Raw genomic sequence first — 18181 nt, forward strand, 5'->3', positions numbered from 1 at the left:
GAATGCGGAACATTGAGGCAAGGTGAGATCAGGATCACCCTGTCCCCTTGACCGACTGGAGTTCATACATGCAGCGCACCGTGTTCAACGAGGATCACGAGGCATTCCGGGCAACCGTTCGCGATTTCATCGCGAAGGAAGTAACCCCGGTCCACGAGAAGTGGGAAGAGGACGGTCACCCGCCCCGTGACTTCTACCGACGACTCGGAGAGCTGGGCGTACTCGGAATTCAGGTGCCGGAAGAATACGGCGGAGGCGGCGAGAAGTCGCTCAAGTTCAACGTCGTCGTCGCCGAGGAAGTTGCTGCCGCCGGGGCGTCATTCGGCTCGCAGTCGGTGCATACGAACCTGATCCTGCCCTACCTGCTCGAGTACGCGAACGAAGAACAGAAGAGCCGCTGGTTGCCGGGCTTCGCTTCCGGAGATCTGATGTTCGCGATTGCGATGACCGAACCGGGAACAGGATCGGATCTGGCGAACATCGCGACCACGGCCAAGCTGTCGGAGGACGGTACGCACTACGTGGTCAATGGTTCCAAGACGTTCATCACCGGTGGAGTACTTGCCGACCGCGTCCTGGTGGTGTGCCGTACCGCGCCCAGCACAGCGGAGAACCGGCGCACGGGGTTGTCGATTCTGGTGATCGATACGTCGTCGCCCGGATACTCGGTGGGGCGCAAGATCAACAAGATCGGGCTCAAGACCTCCGACACTGCGGAGCTTTCGTTTGTCGACGTCAAGGTGCCCGTCGAGGACCGACTCGGAGAAGAGGGCGACGGCTTCAGCTATCTGACCCACAACCTGGCTCAGGAGCGGTTGACCATCGCGTTCGGAGCGGCCGCCACTGCCAGTGCAGCGCTTCGCTTTGCCATCGACTACGTCAAGGACCGCAAGGTGTTCGGCAAGCCGGTCGCGGCCTTCCAGAACACCAAATTCGTTCTGGCCGAATGCGCTACCGAGGTTGATGCCATCCAGCTGGTGTCCGACAACGCACTCGAATGTCATGACCGCGGCACTCTGACGATTCCCGACGCAGCGAAGGCGAAACTGTTCTGCACCGAGGCGGCAGGTCGAGTGATCGACAAGTGCCTCCAATTGCACGGCGGGTACGGCTACATCACCGAGTATCCCATCGCGCGTCTTTACGCAGACACGCGTGTCACACGAATCTACGGTGGCACAAGTGAAGTCATGAAGACCATCATCGCGAAGGATCTTGGTCTCTGACGCACTCTCGACATGTTGTCGGCCTCGGAACAAGTGTTCCGAGGCCGAAAACATCTTCCGGGTAGGTCAGTTCGCCGGAACCCCGACCACGCCGTCCGCGATCAGCGTCGAGGCGTGATCGGCGTTGGTTCCGAGGATGTCGGCGAGCACCGCGATCGAATCGCCGCCGACCTCGGAGGCGGGTCCGGTACCCAGGTGTGCGCCGTCGAACGAGGCAGGATTGGCGGCAGCCAGGTAGCTTCCGATTCGAGGTTGATCGAGTGCGGAGAACATCGGGTTGTTCTCCAGTTCGCCAGATTTCACCACTTCCTCGAAACTGCGGTACCTCTCGAACAGAACCGACGATGTGTCCAGCGCTGCAGCGATCTCGGCGCCGCTGTGTTCCCGGAACCAATGTGAGAACAGAGCAGTGAGTACCTCTCGATGACGGTAGCGATCCGCTTCGGTGGAGAAGTCGGCTCCGAGCGCAGCTTCGACAGCGTCGACAGCCGCCGTGGTGCCGGTGACCGACGCAAGGTCGCGGAAATGGCGGGTAGTGAGTGCAACGATCATGAACCGTTCGTTGTCGCTGGAGACGAAATCGATTCCGTACGTGCCGTAGACGGCGTTTCCGCCGGACTCGCGACTGCGACCGTTCACTTGTACCTCGGTGAGGTAACCGAGGGTTCCCGCGGTGGCCAATGCGACGTCTTCGAGTGGGAGCGTGATCCGAGATCCATGTCCGGTCGAGTCACGTTGGCGCACTGCGGCAGTGATCGACAGGGCGGCGTAGAGCCCGCATGCGACGTCCCAGGCGGGCAGTGCGTGGTTGACAACTCCGGCGTAGTCGGCGGGGCCGGTGATCTGTGGAAATCCCAAGGCGGCGTTGACCGTGTAGTCGACTCCGGGGCTGCCGTCGCGGCGTCCGAGGATCTCGAGGGTGATGACGTCGCTACGCAACTGGGCCAGGGAGTCGTGGCTCATCCACTTACGGCCGCCGGCGTTGGTGACCAGGATTCCGCCGCCAGGTCCCGGCGCCGTGACCAGTTGGCGTATCAGTTCTTGGCCGCGTTCGGCGCGCATGTCCACTGACAGTGACCGTTTGCCTTTGTTGAGTCCGGTCCAGTAGATGCTCTCGCCCTTGTCTGTGACGGGCCAGCGGTTGTAATCGGAGGCACCTCCGATCGGGTCGATCCGGATCACCTCGGCGCCGAGTTGGGAGAGCGTCAGTCCGCACAGCGGCGCGGCGACAAAGCTCGAGACCTCGACGATGCGAAGCCCGGACAGCGGGCCTGGGCTCTGAGTCATGTGTGGTCCTCCGTGATAGAAGAGTGTGTGCTCATGCCATCAACACGGTGAAACGCCAGTCGAGAACCGGAGTTTGTGTTGCAGAAGCATTGTGGGAGAACACGAGCGAACGCAGTTGCACTGCGGTTCCGTGTTCGAGGGGCGACGAGTTTTCGACGTGCAGTTCGCTCGTGAGGGTATCGCCCTCGTGAACGGGTCCGGTGTGATCGCACGAGTGCCACCCGAGAACCGTCACCACGTTGGGCAGAGCGCGAGTCGCCTGGGCGAGTGCGATCCCGATGGTGTGGCCGCCGTAGACGAGGCGACCGTGGGCGCCGACGCGATCGTCATGGTGCGTCGCTGCGATGTTCAAGCTCAGCCGGGCAAGTTCGGGTGCGCTGGAGACGACGTCGCCGCTGCTGTGGAAGACGGAGCCCACCAAATCGGAATCGAAGTGCCTGCCGGGTACCCGCTCTCGATACGTGTCGAGGTCCCAACCGTCAGGTGATACGTACGGAGCCGGTTCGGACGGACCGATCGCCCCGAGGTCGTCGGCGTGGCGAGTTCTCGTCTCGATCGGGTCGGGGCTCAGGGGGAGCATGGCGCAGCGGTAGAAGTCGAGGACCGTGTTGCCGTTCTGATCAGCAGACGTCATCCGTAGCGCGGCAAGTCCGGTGGCGCCGCGTCCCGGCTTGGCCGAGTTCTCGCGTAGACCGACAACCTCGGTGCGCGTGTACAGAGTGTCGCCGAGTACCGGGAAACGGTGGAATCGCAGTCCACGGTAGAAGAGGTTCGCCTTGACGTGGTGTGTGACCACGGTTGACTGGCCGATGGCGATGTCGGTGACCAGTCCTGGATTCGCCACTGGTGCAACGGAACCCGTGACGCTCGACGACAAGTGTGCGTCGAGAGGCAAGCGCATGCGGTCACCGAGGATCGCCTGATGGGAGGCGGCGAGTCCACTGGTCAACGTCACCGCGGGGGCTTCGTCGAAGATCTGACCATGGGTGAGCTCGTCGAAGTACGGGCCTCCCACGTAGTGCTCGCTCATACGGTGACTCCTTCGGCTCGGGCAAGCGTACGACGCGCTGCCACGGCCACAGCTTCGTCGAGCATCTGGCCGTCGAGTTGGGCGGCACCCGAACCCAGGGTTTCGGCTTCTTCGAGTGCGGTCAGTACCCGTCGGGCGTCATTGACGGCGTCGTCCGAAGGAGTGAATGCGGTAGTGGCCGAGTCGATCTGCGCCGGGTGGATGACCCATTTGCCGTCGAACCCGAGAGCGCTGGTCCAGTGCGCGGCGCGGCGGAAAGCGTCGTCGTCGGTGATGCCGAGAAAGGGCCCGTCGATGGCTGCGACGCCGGCTGCGCGGCAGGCGATCAGGATTCTGTCCTGGACGGCAAGCCAGTGTTCAGGCAGTGCCGAGCGTGAACGGCCGAGCGCTGCACCGAGATCGGCGTATCCGATGATCACGGCTTGGAGACGAGGAGTCGCGCGGGCGATGGAGTCGGCATTCTGGACGCCGAGCGGAGTTTCGATCAGGGCTTGCAGGGTGGTGTGGTGCCCACCGGCAGTGAAGAGGATGTGCTCGGCCTCGAGTAGTTCGTCGGCGGACTCGACCTTCGGGACGATCACGCTCGTCAGCGATTCTCCGAGGGCGCCGCAGGCGATCAGGTCGTCGCGGGCCCATGGTGTGGTCAGGCCGTTGATTCGGACCGAGATGGTGCGCGCCCTACCGAACTCGTGCACCAAGGTGCTCACGAGGGTTCGCGCCAGGTCCTTGTTCGCCGAAGTGACGGCATCTTCGAGGTCGAGAATCACCTCGTCTGCGTTCGAGAAGAGTGCTTTGCGTGCCTTGCGCTCGTCTGAACCCGGCGCGACCAGGGACGCGCGACGTCTGGTGGCGCGGTAGTGGTTCTCGTCCATAGTGTGTCGATTACCTCGATCTGGAAATCAAATGTACGGCCAGTTGTGAAGTGGATGAGCTGCCGTGAACGGCGTTGATGTGCACGGAACTGCCTCGATGCTGGCAGTTGCTGCGTATCGATGTCAAGGCGCGGTATTGACATTGCGCGAACAATATCGAAATATGGCCGTACAAACTTATTTCAAGTCGAGGCGGATTCATGCTCAAGCTCAACGACGAAGAGACATTCCTGATCGAAACCGTGCGCCGGTTCGTCGACCGAGAGGTCAAGCCCACGGTCCAGGAGGTGGAGCACGCGAACGAGTATCCCGAGAAGTGGATCGATCAGATGAAGCAGATCGGGATCTACGGGCTCGCGATTCCCGAGGAGTACGGCGGATCGCCGGTGTCCATGCCCTGTTATGCGCAGGTGACGCAAGAACTGTCGCGCGGATGGATGTCCCTGGCGGGAGCGATGGGCGGGCACACTGTGGTCGCCAAGCTCATCTCGCTGTTCGGTACCGAAGAACAGAAGGTGAAGTACCTGCCGCGAATGGCAACCGGCGAGATCCGGGCAACGATGGCCCTCACCGAGCCCGGCGGAGGTTCCGATCTGCAGGCCATGACAACCAACGCCAAGAGCGACGGCACAGATCTGGTCGTCAACGGCGCCAAGACATGGATCACCAATGCCCGCCGATCCGGCGTGATCGCCTTGCTGTGCAAGACCGATCCAAGCGCAAGCCCTCGTCATGCGGGCATCTCGATCGTTCTCGTCGAGCACGGCGAAGGGCTGACCGTCTCCCGCGACCTCCCGAAGCTCGGATACAAGGGCGTCGAGAGTTGTGAACTGTCCTTCGACAATTACCGCATCTCCGAGTCGGCCATTCTGGGCGGTACTCCCGGAAAGGGTTTCGGGCAGATGATGAAGGGGCTCGAGACCGGCCGTATACAGGTGGCTTGCCGCGCACTGGGCGTCGCCACGGCCGCACTCGAGGATTCACTTGCCTACGCGCAGCAGCGCGAGAGCTTCGGCCAGCCGATCTGGAAGCACCAGTCGATCGGCAATTACCTCGCCGACATGGCAACGAAGCTGACGGCCGCACGGCAGCTGACGTGGCACGCGGCGCAGATGTACGACAGCGGCGAGCGGTGCGACATGGAGGCAGGCATGGCCAAGCTGTACGCCTCCGAGGTGGCGATGGAAATCGCTTTGTCCGCCGTCCGCATCCACGGCGGTTACGGCTACTCGACGGAGTACGACGTCGAGCGGTATTTCCGTGATGCACCACTGATGATCGTCGGGGAGGGAACCAACGAAATTCAGCGCAACGTGATCGTTTCGCAGCTGGTTGCCCGCGGCGGTCTGTGACGGACCGGTGAGCAAGTAGGATCATGTCGCTATGAGCGGTAAGGAAAGAGAGACGGAGCCGGCGTACCAACGCCTCTCTCGTGAGCTTCGTCAGCAGATCTCTGCCGGTACCTACCGCGACGGCATTCAACTGCCCACCGAATCCGAACTGGCGCAGCATCACGGCGTGAGTCGGCAGACGGTCCGCCGAGCCTTTCACGATCTGGTTGCCGAGGGCATCGTGTACCGAGTACCCGGGCGCGGAACGTTCGTGACCGAGAACAGCGGCCGCTATCTCCGTCATCTCGGATCCATCGAAGATCTCATGAACCTTTCGCGGGACACGACGATGGAAGTGGTGTCACCGCTGCACCGGCGCGTGGACATCGAGGCGGCCAGTCGGCTTCGGCTCGACACCGACGTCGTGTACACCGTGGTCTTCCGGCGGATACACGAGGGAGTTCCGTTCGTGCAGACGACGGCGCATCTGCCGGAGGCGATCGCGCGGCAGATCATCGACCTGCCCGCCATGGCGGCCGGTGCGGTGAGCGCCAATACGGTGATCGGCTTGCTGGAACCGCTGATCGACAGTCCGATTGTCGAAGCAGCACAATCGATCACGGTGTCCCCGGCCACGGCGGACGTTGCCAGGGACGTCGATTGCGAAATCGGCCACGCCATGTTGCGGGTGGACCGTTTGTACTCCAACGCGCAGGGCGTTGCCAACGAGTTGTCGGTGAGCTATTTCTTGCCGGAGCAGTACACGTATCGGGTCACGCTGCGCCGCGGCGCACATTGACGCTGCGCCGCGGCGCACATTAGCGCTGCACTTTTCTTTGCTGTTCAACACCTTTCAGGAGAGAACTATGCGAATTTTCAACGGAATCGACGAAGTGGAGACGGCTGTCGGTGAGCACTTGGGCTACAGCGCGTGGTTCCCGGTCACACAGGACCGGATCGACAAGTTCGCCGACGCCACCGAGGATCACCAGTGGATTCACGTGGATCCCGAGCGCGCAGCGCAGGGTCCGTACGGCGGCACCATCGCCCACGGCTATCTGACTCTTTCGTTGTTGCCGGTGCTCGGCGCTCAGGTGATGCGTGTCGACGGAATCTCCATGACCGTGAACTACGGAAGCAACAAGGTGCGATTCCCCGAACCGGTCAAGGTCGGTTCTTCGGTGCGGGCAGGTGCGGAGATTCTTTCCTTCGAGCGCACCGCGAAGGGCGCGACGATAGTCGTGCGGTACACGATCGAAATCGAAGGAGCGGGTAAACCTGCGCTGGTGGCGGATACCGTGCGCCTGTTGGTCTCCTGAATCCTTTTCCATTCTTCCAGAACGAGATTCGAGGTCAGTTGTGAAACGAGCAGCATTGGTGGCGCCGGTCAGAACCGCGGTGGGCCGTTTCGGAGGGGCACTTCGTGACGTGCCTGCGGAAAGTTTGGCTGCCACTGTCGTCAAGGAGACCGTGCGTCGTAGCGGAATCGATCCGTCCCGCATCGACGACGTCGCGATGGGGCAGTCGTATGCCAATTCGGAGGCACCGTGCATCGGAAGGTGGGCGGCGCTCGAGGCCGGGTTGCCGATTTCGGTAGCCGGCTTCCAGACGGATCGCCGATGTGGAACGGGTCTGCAGGCCATCGTTACCGCGGCCATGATGGTCCAGACGGGTGCGGCCGACGTGGTTCTCGCGGGTGGCGTCGAATCGATGAGCGGGATCGAGCACTACACCACCGGAGCGCGGTGGGGCACCAGATCCGGTGGGCTGCAACTGTTCGACCGCCTCGATCGTGGCCGCGAGCGCTCGCAACCCGAGTGGCGATTCGGTCGGATCAGCGGAATGATCGAAACGGCCGAGAACGTCGCGACACGCTGCGGGATCACGCGGGAAGAGTCGGACACCTTCGCCGTCGACAGCCACCGAAAGGCAACACTGGCAAGAGAATCCGGCCGCTTCGATGCCGAAATCGTCGCCGTCGAACTGACGGATCGAAAAGGGAACGTCACACAGTTTCGTGCTGACGAGGGGATTCGTCCGGATACCTCACTCGAAACCTTGGCACGGCTGCGTGCGGTGACCGAGGGAGGCGTCGTGACCGCCGGTAACGCCAGCCAGCAGAACGACGCTGCGGCAGCGATGTTGGTTGTCGCCGAGGATCGTCTGGACGAGCTGGGGCTGGAACCCATCGGGTTCCTCGACAGTTGGGCCGCGGCCGGTTGTGAACCGGCGCTGATGGGCCTCGGGCCGGTTGCCGCCGTCTCGAAACTGTTTGCTCGCACCGGGGCACGCTTTGCCGATTTCGATCTGGTCGAGCTGAACGAGGCGTTTGCGTGCCAGGTTCTCGGCGTCGTGAAGGAATGGGGATTCGAGGACCTCGATCGCCTGAACGTCAACGGTTCCGGCATCTCGCTCGGGCACCCCGTGGGAGCGACGGGTGCGCGTATGGCAACAACCGCGCTTCACGAACTCGGCCGACGCGGCGGCGGAAAAGCGCTGTTGACCATGTGTATCGGCGGTGGCCAGGGTATGGCGGCCGTGGTGGAGTCTGCCTGACGAGGTTCGCTTCTGGGTACACTTGCGGCGGGGGATCGGAAGTTCTACGGAGGCAGTCGGTTGACGAATGCAGGCGCAGCAGACACCAGTGGCGCGCTGAGCGTCGAGGATGTTCGTCGCGCCAGGGCCGCACTCGAGGGTTTGGACGTCACCAGTTGGTCCGGTCGCTTCGAGCTTCTCTCCGACACCAATCGTCTGCGTCTGTTGCTCTGCCTTCATCACGCACCGGGTATCTGCGTCACGGATTTGTCCGTGGCGCTGGGGATGAGCGGCACAGCCGTCTCACATGCGCTGCGGCTACTGCGTAGCCAGGGGTGGGTGAGCGCGACCCGCGACGGCCGATCGATGCGATACCAACTGGCGGACGACACCGTTCACCAGCTGCTGCATTCGATCGGCGCCACACATTTTCACGACGAGACACCCACCCCCGGGCACACGCACAGCTGAGCGCTACTCAAGGAGTCGCGAAGAACTTCTCGACGGCCGGCGCAGCGTTCGGGTTTCCGTTGGTGATTCCTGCGCCGACTCCGGCAACCGTGCCGATGACTCCACCGACGATGCAGCCGGCGATGAAGTTCGGGAAGATCGACAGGCAGCCGATTCCGACGCCGAGGTTAGCTCCGATCAGGGTCGATTGCAGACCACCGTTGTTCCAGCCGATATTGACCTCGTTGGCCATCGTGTCGAACGCGGCCTGCTTCGGATCGTTACCGGGGAAGAGCATCAACGCCGCCTGGCTGTTCGACTCTGCGGTCGGTGTCAGTAGGGGTTGGGACGGATCGAAGCCCGCATTCGGGGGCGCTGCGACCGCGGTGCCGGCTCCAGCGCCGACTGCGGCGACGACGAGAACGGACATGGTGAGAGTTCGGGACAGTTTCATGGGGACGGCCAATCTGTCTGTGTGGAACCAGTCGTGAATGGTGGCGGTGCAGTTCGTTAACCAGAACTCCACCGTCTGGATCGATCGTGCGGACCTCCTCGGGCACAACGGGACCCGTCGTCTCCGCGCGACGGGCCGTGTTTGGTGGCTACCCGACTCCGAGTGCCCTGAAACCGCCTAGTCTCATTCGTTTTTCGACAACCGCGCACGCAATTCTTCGACCTCGGCAGTAAGCCGATCTACCTCGGCTTGCAGGGGTTGGCGTGCCAGAGCGAGGGATTCGTCCATGCGCTCCTTGTCGAAGCGTGGCGTGATGTTTCGACTGCAGTTCCAGTCGAACGCTTCGACGTCGATGACGATGGAACGCTGGGCTTTTGCCGTCATGGTGCCGCCGGGGACTTGCAAGAGCTGTTGCAGTAGTGCAGGGTCCTCGTCCGCTTCGATCACCTGCGCGCGCCCGTAGATCTTCAATCTCGTTCGCGTCGGGTAATCGATGACGAACAGCGAGATGCGATTGTTCTCTTCCAGATTGCCGAGCGTCACGAATTGCTGATTGCCGGGGAGATCGGCGAATCCGATTCGATTCGGGCCCAACACATGCAGGAATCCGCGCGGGCCGCCGCGATGTTGGACGTACGGCCAACCGTCGGGCGTCACCGTGGACATGAAGAAGGAATCCACGGATTTCACGAATCCCTGCGCGCGGAAATCGAATTCCATCGGGCCTTCGTCGGGCTGATCGAGTTTCGAACCGTACACGGTGAAACTTCCGGTCGACCGCTGACGCTCCACCGCAGCGGGGGAGAAGGCGATGTGTGCGTATCGGGTCGACATTTTCCAACTCCTGATGCTCAGTGCCAACGGTGGTCGGCAACGGCAGTTCGCGGACCGAACTTGGGTTTGACGGCTTGCCCGCTGACCTGCAGGAGCCTCACGGCGCGGTATCGATGCGGTTGAAGGGGAGCGAGGTACTGCACCATCTCGGCGTCGTCGATCGGTTCACCCAGCAGTGACCACCCGACGACGGCAGCGAGGTGGTAGTCGCCGACCGAGAGTGCATCGGAATCGCCGAATGCACGCTGAGCCACTTCGGCGGCAGTCCAGATCCCGACGCCGGGTACCGCTCGCAACCGTTTGGTCGCCTCGGTCCTGGGGAACGTGGATGCCTGCTCGAGGCGGTCGGCGACGCGAGCGCACTGAACGATCGTCTTGGACCTCGCGGGATCGACGTTCGCGCGATGGAATTCCCATGACGGCATTCGACGCCATTGGTCCGCGGTGAGTGGAACCCGCATTCCGTCGGGCGCGGGGCCGGGTGGGCGCTCCCCGAACTTGGTCAGCAGGCGGCGCCACGCGGCGAATGCGTCGATGCCGTGGACTCGTTGCTCGAGGATCGCGGGAACGAGAGCTTCCATGACGCGGCCGGTGCGGCCGATGCGCAGATGAGGGAAGCGTCGATGAGCTTCGGCGAGCTTGGGATGTTCGGGGGCAAAATCTTCGGCTTCGTCGTCGAGACCGAGCAGCGCTTCGGCGCCGGTCAGGAATTCCGTGGCGCCGGGACCCCAGGCCTGTACCCGGACCGTATGGCGATCCGACTGGGTGATGCGGTAGGTCACAGGACCCGAAAGTTGGCGGGAAACTCGCCAGATCGCTCCGTCGGCTGACCGTCGATGTGCGGGGTCGCCGGGTCCGCGCTGATGCGGGCTGAGCGTCAGCGCGGCATCGAGCGGTCGCTGAGAAGTCACCGTGACTTCGTCGACCGGAGATAGCGGCGTCATCGAGGTCAGCGTATCGCCACCGTCCATCCTCCGTTAAGGCGTGTGTCGGTGGCGCAACGTATTGTCCGAGCCATGATCATCGTGAGCACCGACGGATCCTGTCTGCGAAACCCCGGTGGGGCTATCGGCTGGGCGTGGGTCAATCACGAGGGTCCGAGCATGTCCGGCGGAGAAGCGTCCGGCACCAACCAGATTGCAGAGTTGCGTGCTCTGTTCGAGGCCGTCGTCGCCCATCCCGGTGCTGATCCTCTACTCATCGAATCCGACTCGCAGTACGCCATCAAGTGCGCTTCCGAATGGTTGCCCAGTTGGAAGCGCAAGGGCTGGAAGACCGCGAGCGGCGGGGCGGTCAAGAACCTCGAACTGGTGCAGAGTATCGATCGAGCCATCACCGATCGAGTCGGTCCGGTGCGCTTTCGCTGGGTGCGCGGGCACGTCGGCAACCACTACAACGAAATGGCAGACAAGCTGGCCGGCGAAGCCGCACGCGCCATCGTCTCGGGGGACATCGCATCGGTCCCGCTTGCTGCCCCGGTGAAGAAGGAACCGACCGCCGTGAACTCTCCTTACAAGGAGAAGTCCACGACGGTCGAAGAACCGGCAGATCTGTTCACACTTTTCTGAGCGGTTCAGAATCCGTCGGCAACCTGAACCAGCGCCCGGCCGGTGTACTTGCCATCGCGTACCTGATCGATCACCGAGACGACGTCGCGGACGGCAACGAGGTTCGTGATCTCCTTCAGATGACGTGGGGCCAAGTCGGAGCCCAGCCGGGTCCACAGCGCGCGACGGGGTTCGATCGGCATCAATACCGAGTCCATGCCCAGCAGTGAGACTCCGCGGAGAATGAACGGCAGCACGGTCGTAGGCAGCGCGGCGCCGCCGGTCAATCCGCTGGCAGCGACAACACCGCCGTAGTTGATCGTGCTCAGAACGTGAGCGAGGGTCTTTCCACCGACGCAGTCGACGGCCGCCGCCCACTGAGATTTTCCGAGCGGGCGAGGCTTGGCGTCGGGATCCTCGGGGAGCCGGCCGATCACCGAAGACGCACCGAGTGACGTCAGAAGGTCTGCCGCGCCGGGCTTACCGCTGGAGGCGACCACGTCGAAGCCTGCGCTTGCCAGAAGGTCGACGCTGACGGTGCCGACGCCGCCGCTCGCGCCAGTCACCAGGACGGGACCGTCGGCTGGCTTCACTCCGCTGGCCAGAATGGCTTGGACGCTCATGGCTGCGGTGAATCCTGCCGTGCCGATCGCGGCAGCGTCGGCGGTGGAAATGCCGTCGAGCTTCACGACCCACTCGGCAGGCAAACGGGCGATCTCGGCGTAGCCGCCGTTGCGGGCGGTCCCGATCTCGTAGCCATGTGCGACGACCTTGTCTCCCGGGGCGAATGCGTCGGACTCGGAGGCAATGACCTCGCCGGCGACGTCGATGCCGGGGACGATCGGGTACTCGCGAACCACCCCGCCTTTCGGCGTGACCGCGAGCGCGTCCTTGTAGTTGACGCTCGAGTACTCGACGCGAATGGTGACCTCACCTGCCGGGAGGAAGGATTCGTCGACGGTTTCGGGGGCGAAGTCGATGGTGCCGTCGCTGTCGCGGGCGACCCAGGCGTTGAAAGTAGTCATGGGTCGAACATAAAGGCCTTCGGCCCTGTGCGCCTTTTTGGTAGTGCGAACTACCGGAAAGGCGCACAGGGGCGGAGCCCCTAGATCAAGCTGCCCTCATGCACCGCTCGATCGAACGCCGGTAGCGGGCCACCGGCGCGCAGGGTAGTTGCCAATGCAGGATCGGCGAGATGGAGACGGCCGATCGCGATCAGATCGAACTCTCCGCTGCCGATGCGCTCCTCGAGCTGTGGGATGTTGTCGACTACAGGTGCGACGCCTTCGATGCGGCTGTCCCGCAGCGACTTTCCGATACCGACGCTGCCGACGGCCATCGTGACGGCGCCGGTCAGCTTCTTCGCCCAACCCGCCAACGAGAGATCGCTGCCTTCGAAGGCCGGCACGTCGAAACGCCTGATGCTGGCGTCGAGAACGTCGACTCCGGCGTCGACCAGCGCGCCCAGGATGACGCCCAACTCTTCGGGGGTTTCGGCGATCTTCGCGGTGAAATCTTGCTGCTTGTGCTGTGAGAAACGGTAGATGATCGGCAGATCCGGTCCGATGGCCGCGCGGATCGCGGCGACGACGGCGGCCGGGAACCTGGTACGACGCTCCAGGTCGCCTCCCCACGCGTCGTCGCGCTGGTTGGTGCCCTCCCAGAAGAAGGAATCGAGGAGGTAGCCGTGACCGCCGTGGATCGCGATGCCGTCGAAGCCGAGTTCGACGGCGTGCTTCGCGCTACGGACGTACGCGTCGATGACGTCCTGGATGTCCTGCTCGGTCATCGCTTCGGTGCTCGCCTGTGCGCGTTCGACGTAGGCAGCGGAGTACGAGGTGACGCCGAGCGGGCCCCATTCGCCTGAGGGGCGCATCGGCTTGAGTGAGGGGTCCATCTGCGTCATCGCGCCCCACAAAGGTCCGACGTGCCAGAGCTGAGGCACGATCTTGCCGCCCGCAGCGTGCACGTCGTCGACTACCTTCCGCCATCCGGCCTGAGCAGCGGGAGTGTGGAGGTTGGGGACGTTGGCGTGGTCGACAGCAGTCTCGTGATCGATCGCGACGCCTTCGGTGACGATCAGTCCGGTGCCGCCCTCAGCTCGTCGGCGGTAGTACTCGGCGACGTCCCGGCCAGGCACGCCCTCGATGGAGTACGTGCGCGTCATCGGCGACATGACTATGCGGTTGGACAGTTCGAGCGAACGGATGCGGAGCGGTTGGAACAGCGGGTTGGTCACTTCGTCACAGCGCTTTCATGAATCGGAAGAATCCGGGGTCCTGGTCGACACGGAGCCGGGTGAGGGTTCGGTAGCTGATCAGCCACTTGCCGTCTTCTTTGCGGTATTTCTCGTGGTAGTGGCCGTAGCCGTGTAGGTGCAGTTCTTTCTCGCCGTCGTTCCACCACAGCATGTCCTCCATCGCCCAGATGCCGGTTGCGGTGGTGGACGAGGTCAGCACGATTTCGGGAGTGTGTGCGTGGTGCGCCGTGGTGAGGGGGATGTCGCCGTCGAGCATGTTCCGAATTGCCGCGGTGAGTTTGTCGATGCCCACTACCTGGTTCGAGGTGTCGCCGGTCTTGGGTTGCTTGTCTGTCGGGAGTCCGCCCCACGTCTCGCTGACGACGTCTGCGGTGTGCAGGGTTGGGTAGACGTGCCACTGCTTGGTGTCCATGCAGCGTAGGCGCGCGGCGAACACACGCTTGATTTCCTCGATTGCGAGCAGTTCCTCGACGGCACTGATCGACCCCACTTCGGACTCGGCCTGAGACATTCAACCTCCAACGGTGATCGGCAAGATGGGTTCACATTCGGGTGCTCCGGGCGGGCCGTCAACGACCTGTCCCGGTGAGCGCGACGGCACTCGGTATGGTCGAGCGAACGAAAGGGGTGTCAGACGTGTGTACCGAAGAGGTCCCATCGACTGGACCGGAGGAGATCGCCGAGGTTCGGGCTTTTTGGCGCGAGTTGGGTGTTCCTGGCGTGATCGACGTCCATACCCATTTCATGCCGAAGAGCGTCATGGACAAGGTGTGGGGCTACTTCGATTCGGCGGGACCGATGATCGGTCGTCCTTGGCCCATCGCCTACCGACTTGCCGAGGAGGAGCGGGTACACCGTCTCCGCGAGTTCGGTGTCCGGGCTTTCACGTCGATGATCTACCCGCACAAGCACGCGATGGCAGAGTGGCTCAATCAGTGGGCCGTCGAATTTGCCGCGCAAACTCCTGATTGCCTGCACACGGCCACGTTCTATCCCGAGGAGTCGGCGGCGTCGTACGTCGGAAAGGCCCTGGATTCGGGCGCGCGAATCTTCAAGTCCCACATCCAGGTCGGAAACTACGACCCGAACGACCCTCTGCTCGACAAGGTCTGGGGTCAGCTCGAGGACTCCGAGACGCCCATCGTGATCCATTGTGGATCGGGACCGGCGCCGGGGGAGTACACGGGACCTGATCGCATTGCTTCGCTGCTCGCACGGTACCCGCGCCTGTCGTTGATCGTCGCCCACATGGGGATGCCCGAGTACAGCGAATTCCTCGATCTGGCAGAGGCTTACGGTAATGTCCGCCTGGATACGACCATGGCGTTCACCGACTTCACGGAAGAGCAGTGTGCCTTCCCGAAGGCGGACGTATCACGGCTCGTCGACATGCAGGACCGGATTCTGTTCGGTAGCGACTTCCCGAACATTCCGTACCCGTATCTCACAGCCTTGCAAGCGGTTACGCGCTTCGATCTCGGAGACGAATGGCTGCGAGCCGTCGTGCACGACAACGCTGCCAAGCTCTTCTCGGTGAGCTGAGTCTCACCGAGAAGAGTGAATTTGGGCGAAGGTGGTTTGACTTCCGCCTGGGTTATCTCGGTTTCAGCAATCGTGAGTCCATCAGTATTAGACGCCCATCGTCGACAACAATTATCTCGCTATTTGCTGTAAATGCAAGATCGACCATCGTATGGAGGTTTGGAACAGACACTTCAATAGTTGATTCATCATCTTGTGGGATAAGGATGATCGTAGGGTCCGTCCTGCCGAAAGAGTTACCTAGATAAGATATTGCGGCGAGTGTTCCTTTTTTATCGATGGCTATATTTCCAATGAAACTGCCACGCGTAAGGTAGGGTTGTGAGTCGTCTATGTCGGATCCCGCAGGAATCCGAACGATGGTTCCCTCGAGTTCGTTCGAGATGGAAGCGAAGAGGTCGTGTCCTTCGTTGAATACTGCACCTGATTCGACAGTTGAATCAGGGTATTTGGCGTCCATTCGAATTAGATTTTGAGTCAGGTCGGTTGGATGATACGTCGCCGACGTCGATTCGGCGGGTATCTTAAATATTCCTCTGGCAGGTCCGTATGTCATATAGATATTTCCGAGGGGGTCGACTCCGAGGTATACGCTATTTCCGTCCCAGCCCCAATTGGGGAAAGAAATCGTCCGAAACGGTATTGTCTCCCCGTCTTGATATGTGCGTATTTCGAATCCGTATCGACCGTCTGTTGATAGAACGGACAATTTGTTTTCATTGTCGACTATCAAGTCGCGAATAATTCTTTGCGATGGTGTCGAAGGGTCGACCGAAATCAGTCGGTGCCAGTCTTTTCCCTTAGAACTTGCCGCGAAGATATTTCCGGTTTCGTCGCCGACAAAAATACCTCCAAATGATTCGACAGTAACCGCTGTGATGTAATTGTTGGCTCCGGGGATTTTCAGTTGATATTGAAGTATGCAAGTGATTGTGGAATGTGCGCTGAGAAGATGTACGGTAGGGTCACCGCTGCGTGGCGGACTAATCTCAATACTGTCGGTTGATGAATCATCTTCCAAGCATTGTTTTACACGTTCTGGTCGAGCATTGGGATATGCGCTCAATGCGAGTGCAGCGGTGCCTGTGACGTAGGGTGCAGCCATTGATGTGCCCGCGTCGGAACGATAGGTGGACTCGCATACTCTCTGAAACCATGTTGATAGGTTGTTTTTACACCTAGAAACCGTGCTGAGAACTTGGTCTTCAGCAGGACCGTCCATCGTGCCTCCCGGTGCAACAATGGTGACCGCCTCGCCGAAATTGGAGTATGGCGCCCAATTGGAATCGCGGGTGGTAGCGCCGACGCTGACAACTCGATCCGCTACGGTAGAGTCTGGATCTGCAGCGAGTGCTGCGGGGAAGTGGTCGGTGGCATCGGCGCATTCATTTCCTGCGGCGGCGACCCATAGCGTGTCCGGTGAATCTCGGACTACCGATGCAAGGTTTCTCCTGATCTCATCGCGTCCTCTTCGGTCGCCAAAGGTATCGGCTACGCAATCGTAGTCGTCAGGGCCGGAGAAGTACTCAAATGGCGCAAAACCCCAGCTTATGTTAACGACCTTTGCGCCTGCCTTCGCCGCGGAAGTCATGTTACGAACAAGATAATTGAGAGGCATAATGCCGTTGGTCGGGGTGCCCGAGAAATCTCTCAAATCGCACCGCTGTGCGGCGCCGGTGATCCCAACACCGTTGTTTCCCGTGGCGCAGGCGATCCCCGCCACATGAGTGGAGTGGTCTTCAGTCCTTCCTGAGTACGAATTCATCGGTGACCGAGACATATTCGCGGAAAGGTCCTCGTGTCGACTATATATGGGACCAGCGTCGATTATTCCGACTATGACATTGGGGTCTCCACCATTTCCTAGGAGATCCCACGCTCGAGAGGCTTGGATTTGCCGAAGCCCCCAGTTTGCTTCGTTATCGCTGACCCACTCCAGATTCGGAGCTTTGCCGACGGGTTTATTCATCGGGTCGTTAGGTACGGAATCTAGTTTGGCTATGTAGTTGTTTGTTACCTGGGCGACGCCCGGGTGGGATTCGATCGAGGGCTTCAATGATTCTATATAATCCGGAGTTCTATCACGGAAGCGAATTTCGTAGATTCCAAGACTCGGATCGGCGCCGTAAATCACCGACCCGGTCGATGATGCCACCTCTCTTATGACGGTATCGGGATTGTTTGCCGGATCGACCCAAACTAGCAGTTCATCGCTGATCTGTGGATAGTCTTGAAAGGTAATTATTCTATCTATCGATGGGGGTGTGAAATCCGAAGGAATATGGAATGCGTCTGCGAAATCTGTTTCCACTGTGATTGTCAACGGTGGACCGATCTGGCCGCGTGCATCCGCGAGTTGCACCGCGCCGCTGTAGGAATCGCGTGAGCTAGCGGGCATAGTTATTAAGAGGGGAAACTCCACGGTCCCCGCATCTGACTCCACCCCGGCAGCGGCGTCGATTACGGCAATATCGGAAAGCGTTCCACTTATGTTCGCAGCGAGCGCACCAGTTGGGGAGCCTTGGGGATTCCAAGTCAGCCCGATCGAACGGGTCGAGCCCTCTGGGATCGTATAGTGGAGAGAATCAGTCGCCCACTCTCCAGATGCGGGCTGCCCAGGATCGGGCGTAGAAGTCGTTGTCGTTGTCGAGGTTTGCGTAGACGAGTTTCCATTATCGACAGAACCGGAGAGGGAGCCTGTGTTCGGCTGACATCCCGCAGCTAGAAGGATGAGGGCGGGGGTGATTGCCGCGACTATCGCCCTGTTTGAGTAGCGTACACGGCTAGTCATGCGGTCGCGTTGCAGGATTGAT

The 18181-nt window shown here is 61.3% G+C and carries 18 protein-coding genes; 8 read left to right on the forward strand and 10 right to left on the reverse strand.

All coding sequences use genetic code 11. From position 1 onward, the window contains the following. Positions 1-68 precede the first annotated feature (68 nt). The gene (locus V3587_RS01295; protein ID WP_003940617.1) at positions 69-1226 is read left to right on the forward strand and encodes an acyl-CoA dehydrogenase family protein; all 1158 of its coding nucleotides are present in this window, start codon (positions 69-71) and stop codon (positions 1224-1226) included. 66 nt (positions 1227-1292) lie between these two features. Here V3587_RS01295 and V3587_RS01300 read toward each other — a convergent pair whose 3' ends face one another. From V3587_RS01300 to V3587_RS01310, 3 genes are read right to left on the reverse strand one after another with little or no spacing between them, the layout of a single operon-like run. Next, positions 1293-2513 carry a CoA transferase gene (locus V3587_RS01300; RefSeq protein WP_054188392.1) on the reverse strand — a complete coding sequence of 407 codons (1221 nt, stop codon included), beginning with the start codon at positions 2511-2513 and terminating at the stop codon, positions 1293-1295. A 31-nt stretch (positions 2514-2544) separates the two neighbouring features. Beyond that, positions 2545-3543 carry a MaoC family dehydratase gene (locus V3587_RS01305; RefSeq protein ID WP_054188391.1) on the reverse strand — a complete coding sequence of 333 codons (999 nt, stop codon included), beginning with the start codon at positions 3541-3543 and terminating at the stop codon, positions 2545-2547. Further along, positions 3540-4415 carry an HpcH/HpaI aldolase/citrate lyase family protein gene (locus V3587_RS01310; RefSeq protein ID WP_054188390.1) on the reverse strand — a complete coding sequence of 292 codons (876 nt, stop codon included), beginning with the start codon at positions 4413-4415 and terminating at the stop codon, positions 3540-3542. Before V3587_RS01310 ends, V3587_RS01305 begins: the two co-directional genes overlap by 4 nt. Positions 4416-4615: 200 nt before the next feature. On the opposite strand from V3587_RS01310, the gene V3587_RS01315 reads away from it, so the two are divergent. The 5 genes from V3587_RS01315 to V3587_RS01335 all read left to right on the forward strand — a co-directional run bounded on the left by V3587_RS01315 (position 4616) and on the right by V3587_RS01335 (position 8752). Next, complete coding sequence (locus tag V3587_RS01315; RefSeq protein WP_003940468.1) at positions 4616-5767, forward strand: acyl-CoA dehydrogenase family protein; 1152 nt, start codon at positions 4616-4618, stop codon at positions 5765-5767. Between the two features lie 31 nt (positions 5768-5798). Next, positions 5799-6545, forward strand: a complete 747-nt coding sequence (locus V3587_RS01320) for a GntR family transcriptional regulator (RefSeq protein WP_042448526.1) — start codon at positions 5799-5801, stop codon at positions 6543-6545. A 67-nt stretch (positions 6546-6612) separates the two neighbouring features. Continuing rightward, entirely contained in the window at positions 6613-7065 is a 453-nt protein-coding gene (locus tag V3587_RS01325; RefSeq protein ID WP_003940415.1) for a MaoC family dehydratase, read from the forward strand. 40 nt (positions 7066-7105) lie between these two features. Continuing rightward, positions 7106-8302, forward strand: a complete 1197-nt coding sequence (locus V3587_RS01330; protein WP_050654613.1) for an acetyl-CoA C-acetyltransferase — start codon at positions 7106-7108, stop codon at positions 8300-8302. Between the two features lie 60 nt (positions 8303-8362). Then, a complete protein-coding gene (locus V3587_RS01335; RefSeq protein WP_003940184.1) occupies positions 8363-8752 on the forward strand; it encodes an ArsR/SmtB family transcription factor in 390 nt (129 codons plus the stop codon). Between the two features lie 7 nt (positions 8753-8759). Here V3587_RS01335 and V3587_RS01340 read toward each other — a convergent pair whose 3' ends face one another. The 3 genes from V3587_RS01340 to V3587_RS01350 form a co-directional block, all read right to left on the reverse strand. Continuing rightward, entirely contained in the window at positions 8760-9257 is a 498-nt protein-coding gene (locus tag V3587_RS01340; RefSeq protein ID WP_003940625.1) for a hypothetical protein, read from the reverse strand. A gap of 111 nt (positions 9258-9368) precedes the next feature. After that, on the reverse strand, positions 9369-10019 hold the full coding sequence (locus V3587_RS01345; RefSeq protein ID WP_003940212.1) for a pyridoxamine 5'-phosphate oxidase family protein: 651 nt from the start codon (positions 10017-10019) through the stop codon (positions 9369-9371). 17 nt (positions 10020-10036) lie between these two features. Continuing rightward, positions 10037-10990, reverse strand: coding sequence for a DNA-3-methyladenine glycosylase family protein (locus V3587_RS01350; protein WP_030537185.1), 954 nt, complete (start codon positions 10988-10990; stop codon positions 10037-10039). 45 nt (positions 10991-11035) lie between these two features. Here V3587_RS01350 and V3587_RS01355 point away from each other — a divergent pair, with 45 nt between their 5' ends. Further along, on the forward strand, positions 11036-11587 hold the full coding sequence (locus V3587_RS01355; RefSeq protein WP_054188389.1) for a ribonuclease H family protein: 552 nt from the start codon (positions 11036-11038) through the stop codon (positions 11585-11587). Positions 11588-11592: 5 nt separating this feature from the next. Here the strand turns inward: V3587_RS01355 and V3587_RS01360 are convergent, their stop codons facing one another. The 3 genes from V3587_RS01360 to V3587_RS01370 form a co-directional block, all read right to left on the reverse strand. Next, positions 11593-12591, reverse strand: a complete 999-nt coding sequence (locus tag V3587_RS01360) for an acrylyl-CoA reductase family protein (RefSeq protein ID WP_283376039.1) — start codon at positions 12589-12591, stop codon at positions 11593-11595. Between the two features lie 80 nt (positions 12592-12671). Further along, positions 12672-13805: an oxidoreductase gene (locus V3587_RS01365; protein WP_050654615.1), complete on the reverse strand. Its 1134-nt coding sequence runs from the start codon at positions 13803-13805 to the stop codon at positions 12672-12674. Between the two features lie 4 nt (positions 13806-13809). After that, a complete protein-coding gene (locus V3587_RS01370; RefSeq protein WP_283376040.1) occupies positions 13810-14337 on the reverse strand; it encodes a nuclear transport factor 2 family protein in 528 nt (175 codons plus the stop codon). A gap of 125 nt (positions 14338-14462) precedes the next feature. Between V3587_RS01370 and V3587_RS01375 the strand changes: the two genes are divergently transcribed. Further along, positions 14463-15368 carry an amidohydrolase family protein gene (locus V3587_RS01375; RefSeq protein WP_172403435.1) on the forward strand — a complete coding sequence of 302 codons (906 nt, stop codon included), beginning with the start codon at positions 14463-14465 and terminating at the stop codon, positions 15366-15368. Positions 15369-15420: 52 nt separating this feature from the next. On the opposite strand, the gene V3587_RS01380 is transcribed toward V3587_RS01375, so the two are convergent. Then, a complete protein-coding gene (locus V3587_RS01380; protein ID WP_283376041.1) occupies positions 15421-18159 on the reverse strand; it encodes a S8 family serine peptidase in 2739 nt (912 codons plus the stop codon). Between the last annotated feature and the right edge of the window lie 22 nt (positions 18160-18181).

Source organism: Rhodococcus sp. IEGM 1306 (genome assembly GCF_036541985.1).
Taxonomy (GTDB): domain Bacteria; phylum Actinomycetota; class Actinomycetes; order Mycobacteriales; family Mycobacteriaceae; genus Rhodococcus_F; species Rhodococcus_F qingshengii.

What these genes read in the sequence shown, in the direction of transcription:
- V3587_RS01295 (WP_003940617.1), top strand. Translation starts at nt 69, where the DNA reads ATGCAGCGCACCGTGTTCAACGAGGATCACGAGGCATTCCGGGCAACC.
- V3587_RS01300 (WP_054188392.1), bottom strand. Translation starts at nt 2,513, where the DNA reads ATGACTCAGAGCCCAGGCCCGCTGTCCGGGCTTCGCATCGTCGAGGTC.
- V3587_RS01305 (WP_054188391.1), bottom strand. Translation starts at nt 3,543, where the DNA reads ATGAGCGAGCACTACGTGGGAGGCCCGTACTTCGACGAGCTCACCCAT.
- V3587_RS01310 (WP_054188390.1), bottom strand. Translation starts at nt 4,415, where the DNA reads ATGGACGAGAACCACTACCGCGCCACCAGACGTCGCGCGTCCCTGGTC.
- V3587_RS01315 (WP_003940468.1), top strand. Translation starts at nt 4,616, where the DNA reads ATGCTCAAGCTCAACGACGAAGAGACATTCCTGATCGAAACCGTGCGC.
- V3587_RS01320 (WP_042448526.1), top strand. Translation starts at nt 5,799, where the DNA reads ATGAGCGGTAAGGAAAGAGAGACGGAGCCGGCGTACCAACGCCTCTCT.
- V3587_RS01325 (WP_003940415.1), top strand. Translation starts at nt 6,613, where the DNA reads ATGCGAATTTTCAACGGAATCGACGAAGTGGAGACGGCTGTCGGTGAG.
- V3587_RS01345 (WP_003940212.1), bottom strand. Translation starts at nt 10,019, where the DNA reads ATGTCGACCCGATACGCACACATCGCCTTCTCCCCCGCTGCGGTGGAG.
- V3587_RS01350 (WP_030537185.1), bottom strand. Translation starts at nt 10,990, where the DNA reads ATGGACGGTGGCGATACGCTGACCTCGATGACGCCGCTATCTCCGGTC.
- V3587_RS01355 (WP_054188389.1), top strand. Translation starts at nt 11,036, where the DNA reads ATGATCATCGTGAGCACCGACGGATCCTGTCTGCGAAACCCCGGTGGG.
- V3587_RS01360 (WP_283376039.1), bottom strand. Translation starts at nt 12,591, where the DNA reads ATGACTACTTTCAACGCCTGGGTCGCCCGCGACAGCGACGGCACCATC.
- V3587_RS01370 (WP_283376040.1), bottom strand. Translation starts at nt 14,337, where the DNA reads ATGTCTCAGGCCGAGTCCGAAGTGGGGTCGATCAGTGCCGTCGAGGAA.
- V3587_RS01380 (WP_283376041.1), bottom strand. Translation starts at nt 18,159, where the DNA reads ATGACTAGCCGTGTACGCTACTCAAACAGGGCGATAGTCGCGGCAATC.